The organism is Mycobacterium innocens (genome assembly GCF_900566055.1).
Classification (GTDB): Bacteria; Actinomycetota; Actinomycetes; order Mycobacteriales; family Mycobacteriaceae; genus Mycobacterium; species Mycobacterium innocens.
The window spans coordinates 68,029-87,558 of record NZ_UPHQ01000006.1 but is presented as its reverse complement, the minus strand read 5'-3'; the positions used below and the strand labels follow the sequence as shown (position 1 = coordinate 87,558).

Here is a 19,530-nt window from a genome sequence, read left to right as displayed (position 1 = left end):
TCCGTTTTCCGGCCGGAAGGGACCCAGTTTGCGAAGGACGTGGCGATGTCGTATTTGCTCACTGCGCCAGAAATGGTGGCGACGGCCGCCACTGATCTGGACGGGATCGCGGCGGCGCTGTACGCGGCGAACGCGGCCGCGGCCGGCCCCACGACCGGATTGCTGGCGGCGGCCGAAGACGAAGTGTCGAGGGCTATCGCGACGCTGTTCGGCGCATTCGGTCAGGAGTACCAGGCCGTCGTCACCCACGCCGCCGCGTTTCACACCGAGTTCACCCGGGCACTGGCCGCGGCGGCCAGCGCCTACGCACAAGCCGAGGCCACCGCGTCGAACGCGCTGAGCGCATTCAACACCCAAGTCCAGGCCCTGTTGAGCCCACTGCTGCCCAACGCCGGGACCGGTGGCACCACCCCAGTGACGTCGATAGCCAACCCCGGCGCCCAAGTGGCCTTCATCATGGGTGGCACTGCTATCCCGTACCCCGACGAGATGTATGTGACAGGCGCCCAGACGCTCTTCATCCAGCCCCGTTTCCCGGGCGCGATATCCAATGTTCTGTACACGCCGGAGCAGTTCTGGCCGCTTACTCTAAATCTCGGCAACCTGACGCTCGGCCAGTCCATCGCTCAGGGTCTGGCTGCCACACGCGATGCGATCAATACGCAACTCAGCACTCTGGGCAACAGCGCCGTTGTTTACGGCTACTCGCAGAGCGCCGCGATTGCCACCATCGAAATACGTAATCTCATGAGCCTGCCTACTCCGCCGAGTCCCAGCGACCTGGCCTTCGTGCTGACCGGTAACCCGAACAACCCGAACGGCGGGATCCTGCAGCGCTTCAACGGCCTGTACCTGCCGATCCTGGATGTGCTGTTCAACGGCTCGACTCCGCCGGATTCGCCTTACCCGACCGTCATCTACACGCACCAATACGACGGCGCCGCCAACTTCCCGCAATACCCGCTCAATCTCCTGGCAGACCTCAACGCCATCATCGGCGTGTTCGACGGTACCCATTTCTACGTCGGTCTAACGCCCACCCAGGTAGACAATGCCGTACTCCTGCCGACTTCCCCCGGCTACACCGGCAACACCCAGTACTTCATGGTCCTCAACCAGAAACTGCCACTGACCAGCCTTATTCGTCCCATTCCCTATGTGGGGACCGCCATCGCCGAACTGATCCAGCCGGACCTGCGGGTGCTCGTCGATTTGGGCTACTCCGACTACGGACCGGGCCTGAGCTATGCCGACATTCCCACCCCCGCCTCGTTCCTGTCGGTTCCCAACCCGTTCGCCGTCAGCTACTACCTGGCCAAGGGCGCCGTACAGGGAGTCCAGGGCAGCATGGTGAGCCTTGGTTGGTTGCCGCCGTCGTACACACCGACCGAATACCCGTACGTTCCGTCGGTGGCCCCGGGCGTGAACGTCTTTCTGGGTCAGCCGAGCGTGACCGGGCTGTCGCTGCTGACCGGAGCCCTCGGCACCGCGGCCAAGGATCTGGGATGGATTCCGCCGTGGTGGAATTGATTTCGCCCATGCCGAGGCGTGTGCCTTGCTAAAATCACACTCTCGCTGACCAGCTGAGACCCCGTTTTCCAGAGCAAGAAAAGCTTGCTCGTTACCCCTTGGAAAACACCGGATTGTTCAGGGGAGGATGTGCAATGACGCACCTAATCGCTGCGCCCGAAATGATGGCGTCGGCGGCTACGAATGCGGTGAAGATTGGTTCGGCAATCACCGCGGCCGGCGCCGCCGCCGCGGGGTCGACGACCAATGTGCTGGCGGCGGCTGCCGACGAGGTGTCGGCGGCGATCGCCAAACTCTTCGGCACATACGGCCAGCAGCTCCAGGCGGCCCTCACGCAAGCCACCGCGTTTCACGACGAGTTCGTCCAGACGCTGGCCGGCGCGGCAACCACCTACACGCAAGCCGAGGCCGCCAATGCCGCCGTGGTGGCCAACGCTCTCGGCGGACTCAACGCGCAGGTCCAGAGCCTGCTGGCGCCGACGGTCACCAACGTCAGCCCCGCACCGACGCTGATGGCTGCCGCGGCACCCGCCGCTTCGACGGTGGCGCTGGTCATGGGCGGAACCTTCGACCCGGAACCCTTCCCCATCTACGTAGAGCTGATCAACGATTCGTACATCCAGCCCTTCTTCCCCGGCGCAAACCCCTCGGGAGTGAGTTACCCCGCGCAACTGTGGCCGCTCACCATATTCCAGGGCAATCTGACGCTCAACGAGTCCGTCGCCCAGGGCATGACGGATCTGACTAATGCGATCGCGACTCAGCTCGGCTCGGGAAATTCCGTCGTCAACTTCGGGTTCTCGCAAAGCGCTGTGGTTTCCACCAACGTGATCACTGACCTCATGGCCTTGCCCCCCGGCCTGCGGCCCGACCCCAGCCAGCTGTCGTTCGTGCTGGCCGGTAATCCCGCAACTCCCAACGGGGGCTTCTTCACCCGATTTCCAGGCCTTACCATCCCCTGGTTGGACATAACGTTCACCGAAGCGACCCCGCCGGATTCTCCCTACCCGACCACCATTTACGCCGCCCAATACGACCCGGCCAGCGACTTCCCGCGCTACCCGCTCAATTTCTTGGCCGACCTCAACGCGCTGATGAGCACCGGACGGCACGATTTGTACCCAAATCTCGACGTTAACGACGCGGTACCGTTGCCGACGTCTCCGGGGTATATCGGCAACACCCAGTACTACATGTTCATGACCAAGGATCTGCCATTGCTCCACCCGCTTCGCGACATCCCCTTTGTGGGTGAGCCGCTCGCCGAGCTCATCCAGCCCAATCTGCGGGTACTTGTCGATTTGGGCTACTCCGACTGGGGAAACGGCCAGGACTACGCGAATGTCGTAACCCCGGCCAGCCTGTTTTCCATACCCGACCCCTTCGTCGTCGGCAGAGAACTGGCCGATGGCACCGTCAAGGGTGTCCAAGCCTCGCTCGTGGAAGTAGGAGCATTGCCGCAGTCCGCACTGCCGAACGAATACCCATATCTTCCGGCGTTGGACACCGACGTGAATTTCTACGTGGGCCAGCCAACCGTGACGGACATATCATTACTAACTCGCGCCGTCGGGCCGCTCCTGGACTTGATTCCGCCTATCCACCACATTCCGCTGCTGACTCCATTAGCACTTCCGTTGATTCCGCTGGTCATTCCGTTGATCCAGTAGCGCAACTGAGGTGTAAGCCGGATACCTATCCGTACGTTCCGTCACTGAATCCGGGCCTGTCGCTCAGCTTCGGCCAGCCCAGCGTGATGGGCCTGTCGGTGGTGAGCTGCACGCTCGCGTCGATACTGCACCTGATCCCGCCGGTGAATCCTTGAGGGAGAACGGGGTCGCCGCTACGGTCCCAACGGAGAATTCCTGCGGATCGACTCGTCGCGAATCAGCCCGCGCAGCAGCGCGGTGCTGAATTCGGCCGCGATCTCCTTGGCGGTGCGGCGGCCGCTCGGCCGCAGCCAGCGGTAGCTGCCCAGCGTCATCCCGATGTAACCCAGCGCCACCACATGGGAGTCGCATTCGTAGAACTCGCCGCTGGCGATGCCGCGGTCGATGAGGCCGTGGACGTGCTCGTAGACCTGGGCTTCCTTCTCGCGAACCTCCGCCACCTGTTCGCTGGTGAACCATTCGGTGATGTAGGGCTGCTCCTGGAAGTACACCGCGGCCCGTTCCGGATTGCGCGCAATGCCGGTGAGCAGCCGCACGGTGTACTGGTAGAGCGCTTCCCGGGCGGTCCAGGACGGGTCGTCGTGCACGGCGGCCAGTGTGCCCTCGGCGGCTTGGCGATAGATGTCGAACAGGATCAGCGCCTTGCTGGCGTAGTAGTGGTACACCGTCGCCTTGTTCAGCCCGATCACGTCGGCGACGTCATCCATCCGGGTGCCGTGATAACCGCGGGCAGCAAACAGCTTCGTGGCAACGGCCAGCAACTCCTCACGGCGCGAAAGTCCGTTCTCGGACGGCGTTTGTGGCATCGGTACTCGCTATCTCGCTGCCCGCGGGGCTCGGCACCCCGAATCAAGGCTTGACCAATCAACTGGTTGGACAGTTTATGCAGGGCCGGCACCGCCTGTCGCACCGACGCGGATCCGACTAGACTCCTGGGGGACCAAGTCGCGAGTCGATAGCGAGTCGAGAGGTGCAGTAATGGATCCAAGTCCTGACTACGACGTGAGCGACGAAATCGAGTTCTTCTTCAATTACCTGACCTGGGGCATCCGTGGGGTCGAGGACGGCAACGGCTATCCGCCGCCGGCCTACCCGCCCGTTTAGTGAGCTGTAGATATCCGGCGCCACCGTCGCCACCAACGCGCAACCGACAAGCTCCATCGCGGCTGGCTAGCCCCATGTCGGCGACCTGCCGTTTGTAACGATTGGTGATCCCAACCGGCCGCGATCGCGACATTTGGGCCCGGCGGAAGCTGGATTGGCCAAAATGCCGGACGTCCCCGGCAGGACTCTTTTAGGCTCTGGGCACCCTCTCTAGGGCTGGCCGCGCTTGGGAAGGTCGGTCCCGTTTGACGGGTAATGGCCTCGGTGTTGGACAGGAGACGAGATGCCCAGTGTGATCGCGGTCCCGGAGATGCTGGTCACGGCGGCCGCCGACCTGGATGGGATCGGTTCGGCGATCAGCGCGGCCGGCGCCGCTGCTGCGGGCCCAACGGCCCATGTGCTGGCGGCAGCCGGCGATGAGGTGTCCGCGGCCGCTGCGGCGCTGTTTCGCGCGTACGCCCAGGATTATCGGGCGGTCCTGAACCAAGCCGCGGCCTTCCACAGCGAATTCACCCAGGCGCTGGCGGCCGCTGGGGCCGCCTACGCGCAGGCCGAGGCCGCCAACGCCGCGGCCATGTCGGGCGCCCTTGACGCGCTCGACGCGCCGGTCCAAGCGCTGCTGGGACTGGGCAACGCCGGACCTGGCGCCGCCGTGGGCACTTCGACGTCGACTGTGATGCTGTCCGGCAACCCGGTCACGGCGCTGATCATGGGCGGCACCGGGTATCCGACCTTTCCTGCCCCTGTCTTGGCGGCCCTTGACAGCGCGTACATCCAGCCAATCTTCGGACCCAACAACCCGGTCGCCCAGTACACGCCCGAGCAGTGGTGGCCGTTTATCGGGCGCCTGTCACTCGACCAGTCCATCGCCCAGGGCGTCACTCTGCTGAACAACGGAATCAACGCGGAACTACAAAATGGGCATGACGTCGTCGTTTTTGGCTACTCGCAAAGCGCCGCGGTAGCCACCAATGAGATGCGCGCGCTGATGGCGCTACCGCCCGGCCAACAGCCAGACCCCAGTCGGCTGGCTTTCATGATGATCGGCAATATCAATAACCCCAACGGCGGTATCCTAGAGCGTTACACCGGCCTTTACATCCCGTTCATGGATGTGTCGTTCGACGGTGCCACGCCACCGAATTCTCCTTACCAGACCTACATCTACACCGGCCAATACGACGGCTATGCCCACAACCCGCAATACCCGCTCAATATCTTGTCCGACATTAACGCCTTCATGGGCATCAGATTGGTCCACAACGCGTATCCCATCACGGCCGCCGACGTTGCGAATGCCGTGCCATTGCCGACCTCCCCGGGCTACACCGGCAACACCCATTACTACATGTTTTTGACCCAGGACCTCCCGTTGCTGCAACCCCTTCGCGACTTGCCCTTTGTCGGGCCCCCGCTTGCCGACCTGATCCAGCCGGACCTACGGGTGTTGGTCGATTTGGGCTACGGCTACGGTTACGCGGATGTGCCCACCCCCGCCAGCCTGTTCGGATTCGTCAACCCGATCGCAGTGATCTCCCACCTGGCGACAGGGGCGGTGCAAGGCCCCCAAGCCGCCCTGGTGGATATCGGGGTGTTACCGCAGTCTTCGCTGCCTGACACCTACCCCTATGTCCCGTCGGCGAATCCCGGCCTGGTATTCAACTTCGGCCAATCGAGTGTGACAGAGCTGTCGTTGCTCAGTGGCGCCCTTGGGTCCGTAGCGCGATTGATTCCGCCTGTCATTTGAGACGGCCCCGCGCCGGGTTCCACCGAACCGGCCGGATTCATGTGGTATCAGAAGCCGTCCCGGGTTACAGCGCCTTGAGTTCCTCGGTGACCTCGGACACTGATTTCTTTGCGTCCCCGAACAGCATCGTGGTGCCCTCGGCATAGAACAGCGGGTTGTCGATACCGGCGAAACCCGAGTTCATCGACCGCTTGAGCACGATCACCGACTTGGCCTTGTCGACGTTGAGAATCGGCATGCCATAGATCGGGCTGGATGTTTCGTTGCGGGCCGCCGGATTGGTGACGTCGTTGGCGCCGATGACGATCGCGACGTCGGTGCGGGCGAACTCGTCGTTGATGTCGTCCATGTCCTTCATCGCGTCGTAGTCGACTTCGGCCTCGGCCAGCAGCACATTCATATGCCCGGGCATGCGGCCGGCCACCGGGTGGATCGCGTACTTGACCGGCACACCCTTGTCCTCGAGCAACGACGCCATGTCCTTGACGGCATGCTGTGCCTGGGCCACGGCCAGCCCATAGCCCGGCACCACGATGACCTGGTTGGCGTACGCCATCTGAATCGCGGCGTCGGCCGCCGACGTGGCCTTGACGTGCTTGTCGCCGCCGCCGTCGCCGCTGGGGGCCACCCCGCCGCCACCGAAACCGCCCGCGACGATGGCCGGGATCGAGCGGTTCATCGCCTTGGCCATCAGGTTGGTCAGGATGGAGCCGGACGCGCCGACGATCATCCCCGCCACGATCATCGCGGTGTTGTTCAGTGCCAGACCGGCCGCCGCGGCGGACAGCCCGGTCATGGCGTTGAGCATCGAGATGACCACCGGCATGTCGGCACCGCCGATGGGTAGCACCACCATCAAGCCCAGCACACCGGCTGCGGCCAGCAGACCGATCATCCACCACAGCGACACTCCGCCGCTGCCGGGATGTGCGTCCAGCCCGATCACCACCGCAGCCGCGACAGCCCCGGCCAGCAGCAGCAGGTTGACCGGCTGCTGCGCCTTGCCGAGACCGATCGGGCGGCCGGAGATGATCTCCTGCAACTTGCCGAACGCGATGATCGATCCCCAGAACGAGATCGATCCGATGATGGCGGCGAACAGCGACGCCACCACGATGTGCACGGTGGGTGACTCGCCGTGTCGGAACGCGGAAAAGCCGCTGGTCTGGATGAATTCCGAGAGCGCGATCAGGGCTACCGTCCCACCACCGACGCCGTTGAAGAACGCCACTAGCTGCGGCATCGCCGTCATCTTGGTCAGCCGCGCCGGCGGCACCCCGAGCACGACGCCCACCACCAGGCCCGCGATGATCAGCGGCCACTGGCTGGTGTGCCGGATCATGACCAGGGTGGCCGCCACGGCGATGGTCATGCCGACCGCGGCGATCAAGTTGCCGCGCACCGCCGTCTTGGGGCCGGTCAAGCCCATTAAACCGTAGATGAACAGCGAGAACGCGAAGATATAGAGGCCGATCACCAAGTAATTCATTTGGCTGCCGGCTCCTCAGTTTTGGCGGGTAGCGACTTCTTCCCCTTGAACATGCCCAGCATCCGGTCGGTGACGATGAAGCCACCGATCACGTTCAACGTGCCGAACACCACTGCGACGAACAGGATGATCTGCACCGCGATCGATGGATGCTCGACCCGCCCGAACACCACCAGCGCACCGAGCACCACGATGCCGTGGATGGCGTTGGTTCCCGACATCAGCGGGGTGTGCAAGGTATTGGGCACTTTGGAAATCACCGCGAACCCGACGAACCCGGACAGCACCAGGATCGCCAGGTTCTCCAACAGTTGGTCGTACATCGCTAGGAGGCCTTTCCGTCCTGGGTGCGGGTCACACACGATTCCGCGATGACCTCGTCGTCGAGGTCGGCGGCCAGCTTGCCGTCCTTGATCAGCAGGTCCAGCAGGGCCGTGATGTTCTTGCTGTAAAGCTCACTGGCGTGCTCGGGCATCGTCGCCGGCAGATTCAGCGGCGAGGCGATGGTGACGCCATGCTTGACCACCGTCTTGCCCGGCTCGGTCAGCTCGCAGTTGCCGCCGGTCTCGCCGGCCAGGTCCACGACCACGCTGCCGGGCTTCATGGCTTCCACGGCGGCAGCGGTCACCAGCCGCGGCGCGGGCCGGCCCGGGACCAGCGCCGTGGTGATGACCACGTCGAAGCCGCTGATCGCCTCTTCCAGAGCCTTCTGCTGCTGGGCGCGTTCCTCGTCGGTCAGCTCGCGGGCGTATCCGCCCTCGCCCGAAGCCGTGACTCCGACCTCCAGCCACTGCGCACCCACCGAGCGCACCTGGTCGGCGACTTCGGGCCGCACGTCGTAGCCGGTGGTGCGTGCCCCCAACCGCTTGGCGGTCGCCAGGGCCTGCAAGCCTGCCACGCCGACACCCAGCACCAGCACCGTGGCCGGCTTCACCGTTCCCGCCGCGGTGGTCAGCATCGGGAAGAACCGTGTCGACTCCGATGCGGCAAGCAGCACCGCCTTGTAGCCGGCGACGTTGGCCTGCGACGACAGCGCATCCATGACCTGGGCCCGGGAGATGCGCGGAATGGCCTCGAGAGCGAAGGCCTGCACGCCGGCTTGCTTGAGCGCACCGATCGAGTTGTCGGCGTTGCGCGGGGCCAGGAAGCCGATCAGGGTTTGCCCGCTGTGCAGCCGGCCGACCTCCTCGGTGGTCGGCGGCGCGACCTTGACGACGACGTCGGCAGCCCACGCATCTCCGATGGTGGCTCCCGCGTCGGTGTAGAGCTCGTCGGGTAGCAGCGCCCGCTGACCGGCACCGGGCTCGACCACGACGGCGACACCACTGTTGACCAGTGAGGCGACCGCTTTGGGTACCAGCGCAACGCGCCGTTCGTCGGGCCGTGACTCGGCCACCACCCCTACCCTGATGGTGTGGGTCTGCGCATCTGTCATGGCGCGTACATCTACTTTCCTCGTACTTTCCTGCGCGATGGATATGCCGCCGGCTCGGCCGCGCGCCTGGCTACCATAACGCGTGCCGCGTACACCACCGATTTGTGACCGTTCAGGTCGAGGTGCCGGTAACCCTCAGCACACTGGTTGATGGTTCGCCGCTCGATGTCAATCCGGTAGCCGCCGGGCTGTTGTGGCGACACAAAGTGAGGTTGTGTGACGCGGCGGCGGGCCTCACCAGAGCGGGATGTCCTGCCCCTGCTCAGAGGCCGGTCGCGGACCGAACCAGCGCCGCTCGGATTCGGCGATTCGCACGTCGTTGATGCTTGCCTCGCGGCGCGCCATCAGCCCCGACGGGGTGAATTCCCACAGCTCGTTGCCGTAGCTGCGATACCACTGACCGGCGTGGTCGCGGCACTCGTACTGGAACCGCACCGCGATGCGGTTTTCGTGGAAGTCCCACAAGCTCTTGCGCAGCGTGTAGTCGAGCTCGCGCTGCCATTTGCGGACCAGAAAGGCCACGATCTGGTCCCTGCCCACGATGCGCTCGTCGCGGTTTCGCCATTGCGAGTCGACGGTGTAGGCCAGGCTGACGTGGTGAGGGTCGCGAGTGTTCCAGGCGTCCTCTGCGGCCTGGACCTTCTGCGCTGCGGTGCCAAAGGTGAACGGCGGGAAGGGCGGGCGAGTCTCGTTCATGACGCCTATTGCATCGCGAGCAGTCGCAGAATCGCACTGACGTATGCGAATTCACGCGATTCTGTGTCTGCTCGCGGCGGCTTATTGCACGTGTCGTATGGTGCCTTAGGGTGTGGGAATGGACTTCGCGATGTCGGCCAAGGCCGTCGACTACCACCAGCGGTTGTCCGACTTCATGACGGAGCACGTCTTCCCGGCCGAGTCCGACTACGAAAGATATCGCCACGAATCCGGCCCGGACGACCACACCGTGCCGCCGATCATCGAGGAACTCAAAATCAAGGCCAAAGAACGCGGCCTGTGGAACCTGTTCCTGCCGGCGGAGTCGGGCTTGACCAACCTGGAGTACGCGCCGCTGGCCGAGCTGACCGGGTGGAGCCTGGAGATCGCGCCCGAGGCATTGAACTGCGCGGCGCCCGATACCGGCAACATGGAAATCCTGCACATGTTCGGCACCGACGAGCAGCGCCGGCAGTGGCTGCAACCGCTGCTGGACGGCGAGATCCGCAGCGCGTTCTCCATGACCGAGCCCGCGGTCGCCAGCAGCGACGCCCGCAACATCGAAACCACGGTCTCCCGAGACGGCGGCGACTACGTCATCAATGGCCGCAAATGGTGGACATCGGGTGCTTCCGACCCGCGCTGCAAGATCCTGATCGTGATGGGCCGCACCAACCCCGAAGCGGCCGCCCACCAACAGCAGTCGATGATCCTGGTGCCGATGGACACCCCCGGGGTGACGATCGTCCGTTCCACGCCGGTGTTCGGCTGGCAGGACCAGCACGGCCATTGCGAGGTGAGCTACGACAACGTCCGGGTTCCGGCCACCAACCTGCTCGGCGAAGAAGGCTCCGGGTTCGCGATCGCCCAGGCCCGGCTGGGACCGGGCCGCATCCACCACTGCATGCGCGCGCTGGGCGGAGCCGAACGCGCGCTGGCGCTGATGGTGGATCGGGCGCGCAACCGGGTGGCGTTCGGCCGCCCGCTGGCCGAGCAGGGCGTGGTCCAGCAGGCAATTGCCAAGTCCCGCAACGAAATCGACCAAGCAAGGCTGCTGTGCGAAAAGGCGGCGTGGACCATCGACCAGCACGGCAACAAGGAGGCTCGCCACCTGGTCGCGATGATCAAGGCTGTGGCACCGCAAGTCGCGTGTGACGTCATCGACCGGGCGATCCAGGTACACGGCGCCGCCGGGGTCAGCGACGACACCCCGCTGGCCAGGCTCTACAGCTGGCATCGCGCGATGCGGATCTTCGACGGACCCGACGAGGTGCACCTGCGGTCCATTGCGCGCGCCGAGCTGGGGCGGGAGAAATCCGCGTTCGCTGCCGCGGTTACCCGACATGGCTGACCTGGAACTACCGGGCGCGTGGAACTTTCGTGACGTTGCCGACAGCACCGCGCTGAGACCGGGGCGGCTGTTTCGCTCCAGCGAGCTCAGTCGCCTCGACGACGCCGGCCGGGAAACGCTGCGCCGGTTGGCCATCACCGATGTCGCCGACCTGCGTTCGTCACGCGAGGTCGTCCGGCGCGGTCCGGGACGAGTGCCTGCCGGCGTCGACATCCACCTCCTGCCGTTCCCCGACCTGGCCGACGACGACGCCGGGACCGACGCCGATGCGCCGCACGAACACGCGTTTCGGCAGCTAATGACCAACAGCCCGGACGGCGAATCAATCGACCAGGCCGCCGTCCGCTACATGACCGACGAATATCGCCAATTCCCCACGCGTACCGGTGCCCAACGCGCGCTGCAGCGCGTCGTCACCTTGCTGACCGGCGGGCGGGCGGTGCTCACACATTGCTTTGCGGGCAAAGACCGGACGGGCTTCGTGGTTGCCACCGTGCTGGAAGCCGTTGGTGTCGACCGCGAGGCCATCCTGATCGACTTCCTGCGCAGCAATGACGCGGTGCCGCGGTTGCGGGAACAAATCTCGGAAATGATCCAACAGCGCTCCGAGGCCGAACTGACGCCGGAGGTGGTGACGTTCACCGAAGCCCAGCTGTCCGACGGCGTGCTCGGCGTCCGGCCGGAGTACCTGGCGGCATCGTGGCAGACCATCGATGAGACCTGGGGATCGGTGGATGCCTACCTGTGCGACGCGGGTATCACGGCGGCCGACGTCGGCCGACTGCATGACGAGCTTTTGGGCTGAACTCCAATCTCGGAGGTCGGCTCAAAGGCCAGACACGATCGCGGAATCGCCTTACGCTCAACGGGTACCCGACATGGCGGGTGAATGGTGCACCCCCGTCGCCAGGAGGATGGCCTCTTGTCGCATGTTTTCACGCAGCCGCCGGCCATGGCCGCGGCCGCCGCCGAGTTGGCCGGGATCGGCACGGTGATCAATGAGGCCGCTGCGTCGGTGGCAGGTCCGACGACCACGATCGCCACGGCCGCCGCAGATGAAGTGTCGACCGCCATCGCGCAGCTGTTTGGCGCGTTCGGGCAGGAATACCAAGCGATCAACGCACAACTCGGGGCGCTATATAACCAATTCACCCAAAACTTGGCGGCCGCCGCGAACGCCTACTTCGGCGACGAGGCCATCAGCGCCGCCACCCTGGTGAAAGGCGCCACCACCGGGCTCTTTACGCCAACCTCTCCGACCGCAGTACCGCCGGTTTTCGGTCAGAACACCGCGATCGTCATGAGCGGCACCGGATCGCCGATACCCTCGATCCAGTACCTCACCAACATCGCCAATCTATTCCTTCCGCCCGGCGTGGTCGTGAACCCGTTGAACACGACGGAGGAGCTCTATCCCATCACCGGCGTCAAATCGCTGCCCTTCCAAAACTCGGTGCAAATAGGGCTGCAGATTCTCGACACTGCGATTTGGGAGCAGATCCACGCCGGAAACCACGTCACCGTTTTCGGCTATTCCCAAAGCGCCGTCATCTCGTCCCTGGAAATACAGCAGCTTCTTTCCCTGGGCCCCAATAAGCCGGACCCGAGCCAACTTAGCTTCATATTCATCGGCAACGAAATGAATCCCAACGGCGGCATCCTCTCACGGATACCCGGGCTGAACATTTCAACCCTCGGCCTGCCGTTCTACGGGGCGACTCCGGACAACCCTTATCCGACGACGACCTACACGCTCGAATACGACGGTTTCGCCGATTTCCCGCGGTATCCGCTGAATGTCCTGTCCGACATCAATGCCGTATTCGGGATACTCACCGTGCACACCCAGTATCAGTACCTCACCCCGCAACAGGTAGCGGACGCCATACTGCTGCCGGTCGAGGGCGTGACGTCGAATCAGTACTACATCATCGAAACCGCGGACCTGCCCCTGCTAGCCCCGGTACGCGCAATCCCCGTCATCGGAGCACCCCTGGCCGCGCTCCTCCAACCGAATTTGGAAGTGATCGTCAATCTCGGCTACGGCGACCCGAGATTCGGCTATTCGACGAGCCCCGCGAATGTGCCCACCCCGTTCGGGCTCTTCCCGCAGATCCCTCCGGGCGTCGTTGTCGATGCGCTGGTTGCCGGAACCCAGCAAGGCATCAACGACTTCGCGGCAGCGCTGCCGGCTGCGCTCAACCCACCCGAATTGCCGGTGATCGGATTCCCACCGTACATCCAGGAAATCCTGCCGCCGGGTCCAACACCGGTGCCCGCGACACCCGTCAATATCGCCAGCACTTTGGCGGCCGTTGCCTCGGACAGCTACTCACTTCTGCTTCCCACGGCGGATCTCGGCCTGGCTTTTGCCACGATTCTTCCGGCCTACGACCTCAGCCTGTTCCTGAACCAATTGCTACAAGGAAACTTCATCGCCGCGATTGAATTGCCGCTGGCCGCCACCGCCGGGTTGGCCGCGCTGGGCGGCATGATCGAATTCATCGCGATCGTGAGAACGGTGGCGGCAATTATTCAGCAATTACAGAGCCTGAACTTCTAGCTGGAGTGCGGCTAGACGGGATGAAATGGCCAGGCACTAAAGCGGCGGACAGGTTTGCATTGAGCGCCTGAGGTTGGTTGTTAAGGAGGATGCGTCGATGCCGTAACGTACGTGCCCGTCGAGCCGCAGATGATGGCGACGGCCGCAGCGGATCTCGAACACATTGGCGCAGCGGTGGGCTCGGCCAGTGCTGCGGCAGCCGGTCCGACGTCAAGCCTGGCGGCGGCCGCGGCCGACGAGGTGTCGGCGGCCATCGCGAATCTGTTCGGCGCATACGGTCGGGAGTACTGCGACCGTGTCGATCGACAGCGTCATCACCGGCCTGCAGGCGGTGAACACCGCCGCCACCAACGCCGTCTCGAACGCGATGTCCGGGGGCTACTCGGCGCTGCTTCCGACCGCGGACATCGCCAACGCGGTCCTGACCTCGTTGCCGTCCTACGACCTCAACCTGTTCCTGGACGGAATCTCGCAAGCCGGCCCACGGCGACCCGGCAGGTCTGGTCAATGCGATCGGCCGTCCGCCTGCGGCCAACATGGGACTGCTGACATTCGGTGCCGGTTTCGAGCTCATCGTCATCGGCAATGCCGTCGTCTTGATGCTCGGCGGTCAGATCGACCCGGGCTAAGGCTCTAGGACCACCTTGCCGAGCACACCTCCGTCGGCCAGGCTCTGTAACGCAGCCTGAGCTTCGGACAGCGGATAGCGTTGCGGCGGAGGCGGTCTCAACCCCAGGGCGACCAGATAGTTCAAACCCCAGGAGAACAACCCCGCCGAACCGGGGACCTTGTTGAGGTACTCGCCCCACGCGACGCCGAGCACACCGACGTTGCGCAGCAGCAGCCGGTTGACGGTGAGCGTCGGGATGCTGCCCGCGGCAAAGCCGATGACCAGTAACTTGCCGTCGATGGCCAGCACCCGGATGGCGTCATCGAAGCTCGGACCGCCGATGGGGTCGACCACGATATCCACACCGCGGCCGTGAGTGTGCTTGTGCACCTGCGCGACCCAGCCGTCCGTCAATCGCAGCACCACGTCGGCGCCGAGCGCCCCGACGTAGTCAACCGCCCCCTCGCGGTGCACCACGGCTATCACCTGGCGGGCGCCCATCGCCTTGGCAAGCTGGACGGCGGCCGTGCCCACCCCGCCGGCGGCACCGAGCACCAGCACCGTGTTGCCCGGCCGCATCGCGGCACGCCGGGCCAGCGCGAAGTACATGGTGTTGTAGTTGACCAACAACGACACGGCTTCGGCGTCGTCGAGTTCGGCTGGGCTGCGCACCACGTTGGAAACCGGAACGGCAACCCGTTCGGCGTAGCAGCCGAGCACCCCGAATGCCGAGACCCGTTCTCCCACATGGAAACCCGAGCCGGACGGCGCATAGCGCACGACACCCGCGGTTTCCAGGCCGGGCACGAACGGCGGCGGCAACTTCAGCTGGTACTCGCCCTTGCTCAGCAGCAGGTCCGGAAAGCACACGCCGGCAGCGCGAACGTCGATGACGACCTTGTCGCCGTCATCGGGAATGTCGTCGATATCGGTGTAGACTATGCCGGACGGGCCGGAAAGCTCTTGTACGACACAGGCTTTCATGCAAACTACAGCTTGAATCCGGCTTTTTGCGCGCCGGACAGGTCGGTGATCTCGGCCCAGTGTGCCGCCACATCCTGCACCGAAGGCGGGGTGTCGAAGTTGACCCCGGCGTTCTGGAACAACGCGGCCCGCTGCACCTTGCCGCCGCCGACGATGAACACCGACGCGTTGTCCGCGCATTCTTCGGTGCACAGGTAGGCCACCACCGGCGCGACGAAGTCCGGCGTGAGCTTCTCGAACACCTCGGGTGGCAGGATGTCCTGGGTCATCCGGGTGGCCGCGATCGGGGCGACCGCGTTGGCGTGAATGTTGTACTTGGCGCCCTCCAGCGCCAGGGTGTTGATCATGCCGACCAGACCGAGCTTGGCCGCACCATAGTTGGTCTGGCCGAAGTTGCCGAACAGCCCGCTGGTGGAGGTGGCGACAACGACCCGGCCGTAACTCTGCTCGCGGAAGTGTGGCCAGGCCGCGCGGATCACGTTGTAGCCGCCATAGAGGTGCACCTTGAGCACGGCGTCCCAGTTCTCGAACGACATCTTGTGGAAGGTGCCGTCGCGCAGGATCCCGGCGTTGCTGACCACGCCGTGTACCGCCCCGAACTCCTCGAGCGCCGTCTTGACGATGTTGGCCGCCCCCTCGGGCTCGGCAACGCTGTCATAGTTGGCCACCGCGCGGCCACCGGCGTCCTTGATCTCGGCGACAACCTGGTCGGCCATCGCCGACCCGGCGCCGGTGCCGTCACGGGCCCCGCCGAGGTCGTTGACGACGACGCTGGCGCCCTCTCGGGCAAGGGTCAGGGCGTATTCACGGCCCAGCCCCCCACCGGCTCCGGTAACGACGACGACGCGATCCTGCACTCCGGGCATCAGGTTCCTCTCTGAACGTGCGTTGACATGGTCAGGGTCGGCCCGGCGGCTAACCGGGTCGCGCGGGCGTCTGCGTCAGGCTAGAACAGCTTGCGCGCCAGCTTGAAGGCGCGCTCGGTGTAGGGCGGGTAGATGATCTTCGAGAAGTCGGGGCGGGTCGGCTTGGTCAGCACCGACTTGCGGTGGCTGAACTCGTCGAAGCCCCATTTGCCGTGATAGGCCCCCATTCCGGAGGCGCCCACGCCGCCGAACGGCAGCTTGGCCGTCGACACCTGGAAGGCCAGGTGGTTGACCAGCATGCCGCCGGCCGGCACCTCCTTGATCACCCGCTCGCGGGTTTCGCGTGACTTGGTGAACAGGTATGCCGACAACGGCTTGGGCCGTGAGTTGACGAACTTGATCGCCTCGTCCAGGGACTTGACGGTGAGCACCGGCAGGATCGGCCCGAAGATCTCGTTGGACATCAGCGGTCCGGCCGGATCGGGGTCGACGACGACCGTCGGCTGGATACGCAGGTTCGACGCGTCACACTTGCCGCCCACCGCGACCTTGGCCTTACCGTCGGCTTCGCCCTGGTTTTCGACAGCGGCGAGGTAACCGCTCAACCGGTCGAATTGGCGCTGGTTGACAATGCGCAAGCCGGCCGGGTTGTCCTGGGAGCGGAACCTGCCGATGGCGGCGCCGATCTTGGTGACGAGTTCGTCGCGGATGGTCGCGTCGGCCAGCACGTAGTCGGGAGCGACGCAGGTCTGGCCGCCGTTGAGCAGCTTGATCCAGGCGATCCGCTTGGCGGCCACATCGATGTCCGCGTCGGCCGCGACGATCACCGGGCTCTTGCCGCCGAGTTCCAGCGTGACCGGGGTCAGATGCGGTGCCGCGCCTTCGTAGACCTTGCGGCCGATCTCGGTGCCGCCGGTGAACATCACCCGGTCCAGGCCCTGCGCGATCAGCGCCTGACTTACCGTGCCGTCGCCTTCGACCACGGCAATCGCGTCGCGGTCGAGGTAACGGGGCACCAGCTCGGCTATCAGTCGTGACGACGCCGCGGCGATTTCCGAGGGTTTGAGGATGACGGTGTTTCCGGCCGCGATCGCGCCGACCGCCGGGCCCAGAGTCAGATAGAACGGGTAATTCCAGGCGCCGATGATCAGCACGGTGCCGTAGGGCTCGTACTCCACCCACCCCCGGCCGGGCAGCTGCGGCGCCTCCAGGAGCAGATACTTGCGGCGCATCCACTTGCGGACCTTCTTGGCCGCGTACTTGGCTTCGCTGACCGTCACCGCGATATCGGCGATATACGCCTCGACCGGGTTGCGGTCCAGGTCCTCGGCAAGCGCCTCGGTGATCGCGTCCTCGTTCTCCTCCATCAACCGCTGCAACTGCAGCAATTGGTTCCTGCGCCACTCGACACTGCGAGTGCGTCCGGTGGCGAACGTCTTGCGCAGCCGCGCCACGGTTTCGGCGACTGTTTCGGCGACATGAGTCGGCTTCGATGCGTCGGACGTGGCGGCGGTTTCAGCGGCTTCAGCGGCTGCGGGTTGGGCCGCCTTGAATTCCTGAGCTTTCGGTGCAACCGATTCGGTGGTCATCGTTGTCCTTTCTTTCCGGGTCCTATCCGGTTCCCGATCCGGGTCTTTCCGGGCTTCACGGGAGGTGACCCGGAGTGCTCTGCCACATCATGTGGTCGCACATCGGTGATATTGGCGATCCTAGTCATGCGGTTACGGCAGGAATAGGAAAGATCCGGCCCGATCTGCGCTACACCGGCGCGGCGGGTGACACTCTGCTGCCGCTCGGAGGTCGTTCGGCACGAAACAGCGGTATCGCGACCGCACCGGCGAGCAGGGACAAACCCGCAAACCAGGCGAAGGCGCCGGAGAAGCCGAGCGGCAGCAGGATGGCCTGGAAGACGAGGCTGCCAATCCCCATGCCAACCCACAGGACGCAGGAGTTGAGCCCGATCGCCTGCCCACGCTGCCCGGGAAGGTCGGTGACGATGACGACCAGGGCCGGTTGGGTCATGTCGTACCCGAGCGACAGCGAGACGACGGCGGCTTGGAGGAATACCAACGACGGCTCACTGGCGAACACCGCGGCGCACGCGGCGGTCAGGGCCAGCCCGAGCGGGATGACGCGCGCCCGTCCGTAGCGATCGGCCAGCCGGCCGATGGCGGGGCTGAGCACCAGGCCCGGGATGCCGTAGCCGAGCAGCACCAGCCCGATCTGCTTCTCGTCGAGCTGAGCGTGGTCATGCAGGTAGACCCCCAGCCAGGTGTAGACCCCGGCGTGCAACACCGCGTTGACCAGCACGTAGCCGTAGGTCCGGCGACCACGGGAGGTGCTCAGCAGCTCCGCGAATCCGGCCGCGACCTGGCGGACCGACGACGGGCGCGGCGCCGCGGCGGTGTCGGGAACCAACCACAGCCCCAGCACCAGCAGCACCAGTCCGCCGACGGTCACCACACCGAACAACCCGTGCCAGCCGACCAGCGGTTCACCCAGCGCGCCGCCGGCCGCGCCGAAGGCCATGCCACCGGCCGCTCCACCGAAGACCCATCCCAGCACCCGGCCTCGGCGCCGGTACGGCACCAGATCACCGATCAATGCCACGCTGATCGGCACCACGCCGCCGGCGGCAACCCCGGTCACGAATCGAAGCGCGATGAATTCCCCGACGTTGGTTGCCAGCGGGGTGGCTGCGGTCAGGACCACGAAGGCGCACAGCGACACGAGGATGACGCGGCGGCGTCCCCACCGGTCCGACACCGTGCCCCACACCAGGACCGTCCACCCGTAGGGCACTAAGAACGCCGGCACCCCGAGGCCGACCATGCCCGCGGTGCTGCCGAAGTCGCGGGCCAGCGCCGGCAGGATCGGGGCAACCATGAAGATCTGCGCGAAAAGCAGGAACGCCGTCGAGGTCAGCAGCGCCAGCGTCAGCGCGAAAGAGTCTGCGTCAGTGATCGGGGCGACCCCGCGCCCCGATACGTCGGCGCGGCCAACATGGCCCGGCGTGCCGGGCAGCAGACCGTGACCATCGGCGCTCCGGGTCGACACGGCCACAACCCCGGGTTTCGGCGGTTAGTCCGCGCCCGCCTGATGGGGTGGGTCAGCCACCGATAACGACGATAAGAACGATAACGACGATCGGGAGAAGCCCCTGGTAGTTGCCGATACGAGGGCTACCGTGCTGACCGCGGCGTCGAGGTCCATGCAACCACTTCCTTACCGGATGACCGGACGGAGCCTCAGATTAACCCAGCCGCCGTCGGCCGGCCGTGGCTTTGAAAGCTTTGCTGCAGCAAATCCGAGCGCGGCCTTGGCGCGGCCTGTCAGGGTTTGGCCGTCTCGGCCGCGCGGGCAGGATCTGATTGCCCGCCTCCTCAGCGGGCCGCTACACGGCCCGCAGCGTCACCGGGCGGGCGACCATTACCGCGGTCGCCCCCACGCTGGTCGCAATGTCCCAGGAGTCGTCCGCGGTGCGC

17 protein-coding genes are annotated in these 19,530 nt (G+C 65.1%); 8 read left to right on the top strand and 9 right to left on the bottom strand.

The features are described from left to right. Window positions 1-45: 45 nt before the first annotated feature. Together EET03_RS00730 and EET03_RS00725 are read left to right on the top strand one after the other, a co-directional pair. Window positions 46-1,530, top strand: coding sequence for a PE family protein (locus EET03_RS00730; RefSeq protein WP_075542092.1), 1,485 nt, complete (start codon window positions 46-48; stop codon window positions 1,528-1,530). Between the two features lie 134 nt (window positions 1,531-1,664). Beyond that, window positions 1,665-3,200: a PE family protein gene (locus tag EET03_RS00725; protein WP_082274558.1), complete on the top strand. Its 1,536-nt coding sequence runs from the start codon at window positions 1,665-1,667 to the stop codon at window positions 3,198-3,200. A 173-nt stretch (window positions 3,201-3,373) separates the two neighbouring features. Here the strand turns inward: EET03_RS00725 and EET03_RS00720 are convergent, their stop codons facing one another. Beyond that, window positions 3,374-4,006 carry a TetR/AcrR family transcriptional regulator gene (locus EET03_RS00720; protein WP_036399235.1) on the bottom strand — a complete coding sequence of 211 codons (633 nt, stop codon included), beginning with the start codon at window positions 4,004-4,006 and terminating at the stop codon, window positions 3,374-3,376. A 172-nt stretch (window positions 4,007-4,178) separates the two neighbouring features. Between EET03_RS00720 and EET03_RS00715 the strand changes: the two genes are divergently transcribed. Then, window positions 4,179-4,304, top strand: coding sequence for a hypothetical protein (locus tag EET03_RS00715; protein WP_023369539.1), 126 nt, complete (start codon window positions 4,179-4,181; stop codon window positions 4,302-4,304). Window positions 4,305-4,587: 283 nt separating this feature from the next. Further along, a complete protein-coding gene (locus EET03_RS00710; RefSeq protein ID WP_075542090.1) occupies window positions 4,588-6,051 on the top strand; it encodes a PE family protein in 1,464 nt (487 codons plus the stop codon). A 64-nt stretch (window positions 6,052-6,115) separates the two neighbouring features. Here the strand turns inward: EET03_RS00710 and EET03_RS00705 are convergent, their stop codons facing one another. From EET03_RS00705 to EET03_RS00690, 4 genes are all read right to left on the bottom strand, one after another. After that, window positions 6,116-7,540 (bottom strand): NAD(P)(+) transhydrogenase (Re/Si-specific) subunit beta, encoded by a 1,425-nt coding sequence (locus EET03_RS00705; protein ID WP_075542089.1) that lies wholly within the window; start codon window positions 7,538-7,540, stop codon window positions 6,116-6,118. Beyond that, entirely contained in the window at window positions 7,537-7,863 is a 327-nt protein-coding gene (locus tag EET03_RS00700) for an NAD(P) transhydrogenase subunit alpha part 2 (protein WP_075542088.1), read from the bottom strand. Before EET03_RS00700 ends, EET03_RS00705 begins: the two co-directional genes overlap by 4 nt. Window positions 7,864-7,865: 2 nt before the next feature. Beyond that, complete coding sequence (locus EET03_RS00695; RefSeq protein WP_075542087.1) at window positions 7,866-8,975, bottom strand: Re/Si-specific NAD(P)(+) transhydrogenase subunit alpha; 1,110 nt, start codon at window positions 8,973-8,975, stop codon at window positions 7,866-7,868. A gap of 234 nt (window positions 8,976-9,209) precedes the next feature. Beyond that, on the bottom strand, window positions 9,210-9,671 hold the full coding sequence (locus tag EET03_RS00690; RefSeq protein ID WP_075542086.1) for a nuclear transport factor 2 family protein: 462 nt from the start codon (window positions 9,669-9,671) through the stop codon (window positions 9,210-9,212). A 130-nt stretch (window positions 9,672-9,801) separates the two neighbouring features. Here EET03_RS00690 and EET03_RS00685 point away from each other — a divergent pair, with 130 nt between their 5' ends. The 4 genes from EET03_RS00685 to EET03_RS31000 all read left to right on the top strand — a co-directional run bounded on the left by EET03_RS00685 (window position 9,802) and on the right by EET03_RS31000 (window position 14,134). Beyond that, on the top strand, window positions 9,802-11,022 hold the full coding sequence (locus EET03_RS00685) for an acyl-CoA dehydrogenase family protein (RefSeq protein WP_099194298.1): 1,221 nt from the start codon (window positions 9,802-9,804) through the stop codon (window positions 11,020-11,022). Continuing rightward, window positions 11,015-11,827, top strand: a complete 813-nt coding sequence (locus tag EET03_RS00680) for a tyrosine-protein phosphatase (RefSeq protein ID WP_075542084.1) — start codon at window positions 11,015-11,017, stop codon at window positions 11,825-11,827. The genes EET03_RS00685 and EET03_RS00680 overlap by 8 nt, the downstream gene beginning before the upstream one ends. Before the next feature lie 117 nt (window positions 11,828-11,944). Then, window positions 11,945-13,585: a PE family protein gene (locus tag EET03_RS00675; protein WP_208648967.1), complete on the top strand. Its 1,641-nt coding sequence runs from the start codon at window positions 11,945-11,947 to the stop codon at window positions 13,583-13,585. 129 nt (window positions 13,586-13,714) lie between these two features. Then, entirely contained in the window at window positions 13,715-14,134 is a 420-nt protein-coding gene (locus tag EET03_RS31000; protein ID WP_082274565.1) for a PE domain-containing protein, read from the top strand. A 76-nt stretch (window positions 14,135-14,210) separates the two neighbouring features. On the opposite strand, the gene EET03_RS00665 is transcribed toward EET03_RS31000, so the two are convergent. From EET03_RS00665 to EET03_RS00650, 4 genes are all read right to left on the bottom strand, one after another. Continuing rightward, window positions 14,211-15,179, bottom strand: coding sequence for an NADPH:quinone oxidoreductase family protein (locus EET03_RS00665; protein WP_075542083.1), 969 nt, complete (start codon window positions 15,177-15,179; stop codon window positions 14,211-14,213). Between the two features lie 5 nt (window positions 15,180-15,184). Then, complete coding sequence (locus tag EET03_RS00660) at window positions 15,185-16,045, bottom strand: SDR family NAD(P)-dependent oxidoreductase (protein ID WP_063470646.1); 861 nt, start codon at window positions 16,043-16,045, stop codon at window positions 15,185-15,187. 80 nt (window positions 16,046-16,125) lie between these two features. After that, window positions 16,126-17,634, bottom strand: coding sequence for an aldehyde dehydrogenase family protein (locus EET03_RS00655; protein ID WP_099193888.1), 1,509 nt, complete (start codon window positions 17,632-17,634; stop codon window positions 16,126-16,128). A gap of 169 nt (window positions 17,635-17,803) precedes the next feature. Continuing rightward, a complete protein-coding gene (locus EET03_RS00650; protein WP_244232189.1) occupies window positions 17,804-19,102 on the bottom strand; it encodes an MFS transporter in 1,299 nt (432 codons plus the stop codon). Window positions 19,103-19,530: the final 428 nt, after the last annotated feature.

What these genes read in the sequence shown, in the direction of transcription:
- EET03_RS00730 (WP_075542092.1), top strand. Translation starts at nt 46, where the DNA reads ATGTCGTATTTGCTCACTGCGCCAGAAATGGTGGCGACGGCCGCCACT.
- EET03_RS00725 (WP_082274558.1), top strand. Translation starts at nt 1,665, where the DNA reads ATGACGCACCTAATCGCTGCGCCCGAAATGATGGCGTCGGCGGCTACG.
- EET03_RS00720 (WP_036399235.1), bottom strand. Translation starts at nt 4,006, where the DNA reads ATGCCACAAACGCCGTCCGAGAACGGACTTTCGCGCCGTGAGGAGTTG.
- EET03_RS00715 (WP_023369539.1), top strand. Translation starts at nt 4,179, where the DNA reads ATGGATCCAAGTCCTGACTACGACGTGAGCGACGAAATCGAGTTCTTC.
- EET03_RS00710 (WP_075542090.1), top strand. Translation starts at nt 4,588, where the DNA reads ATGCCCAGTGTGATCGCGGTCCCGGAGATGCTGGTCACGGCGGCCGCC.
- EET03_RS00705 (WP_075542089.1), bottom strand. Translation starts at nt 7,540, where the DNA reads ATGAATTACTTGGTGATCGGCCTCTATATCTTCGCGTTCTCGCTGTTC.
- EET03_RS00700 (WP_075542088.1), bottom strand. Translation starts at nt 7,863, where the DNA reads ATGTACGACCAACTGTTGGAGAACCTGGCGATCCTGGTGCTGTCCGGG.
- EET03_RS00695 (WP_075542087.1), bottom strand. Translation starts at nt 8,975, where the DNA reads ATGACAGATGCGCAGACCCACACCATCAGGGTAGGGGTGGTGGCCGAG.
- EET03_RS00690 (WP_075542086.1), bottom strand. Translation starts at nt 9,671, where the DNA reads ATGAACGAGACTCGCCCGCCCTTCCCGCCGTTCACCTTTGGCACCGCA.
- EET03_RS00685 (WP_099194298.1), top strand. Translation starts at nt 9,802, where the DNA reads ATGTCGGCCAAGGCCGTCGACTACCACCAGCGGTTGTCCGACTTCATG.
- EET03_RS00680 (WP_075542084.1), top strand. Translation starts at nt 11,015, where the DNA reads ATGGCTGACCTGGAACTACCGGGCGCGTGGAACTTTCGTGACGTTGCC.
- EET03_RS31000 (WP_082274565.1), top strand. Translation starts at nt 13,715, where the DNA reads ATGATGGCGACGGCCGCAGCGGATCTCGAACACATTGGCGCAGCGGTG.
- EET03_RS00665 (WP_075542083.1), bottom strand. Translation starts at nt 15,179, where the DNA reads ATGAAAGCCTGTGTCGTACAAGAGCTTTCCGGCCCGTCCGGCATAGTC.
- EET03_RS00660 (WP_063470646.1), bottom strand. Translation starts at nt 16,045, where the DNA reads ATGCCCGGAGTGCAGGATCGCGTCGTCGTCGTTACCGGAGCCGGTGGG.
- EET03_RS00655 (WP_099193888.1), bottom strand. Translation starts at nt 17,634, where the DNA reads ATGACCACCGAATCGGTTGCACCGAAAGCTCAGGAATTCAAGGCGGCC.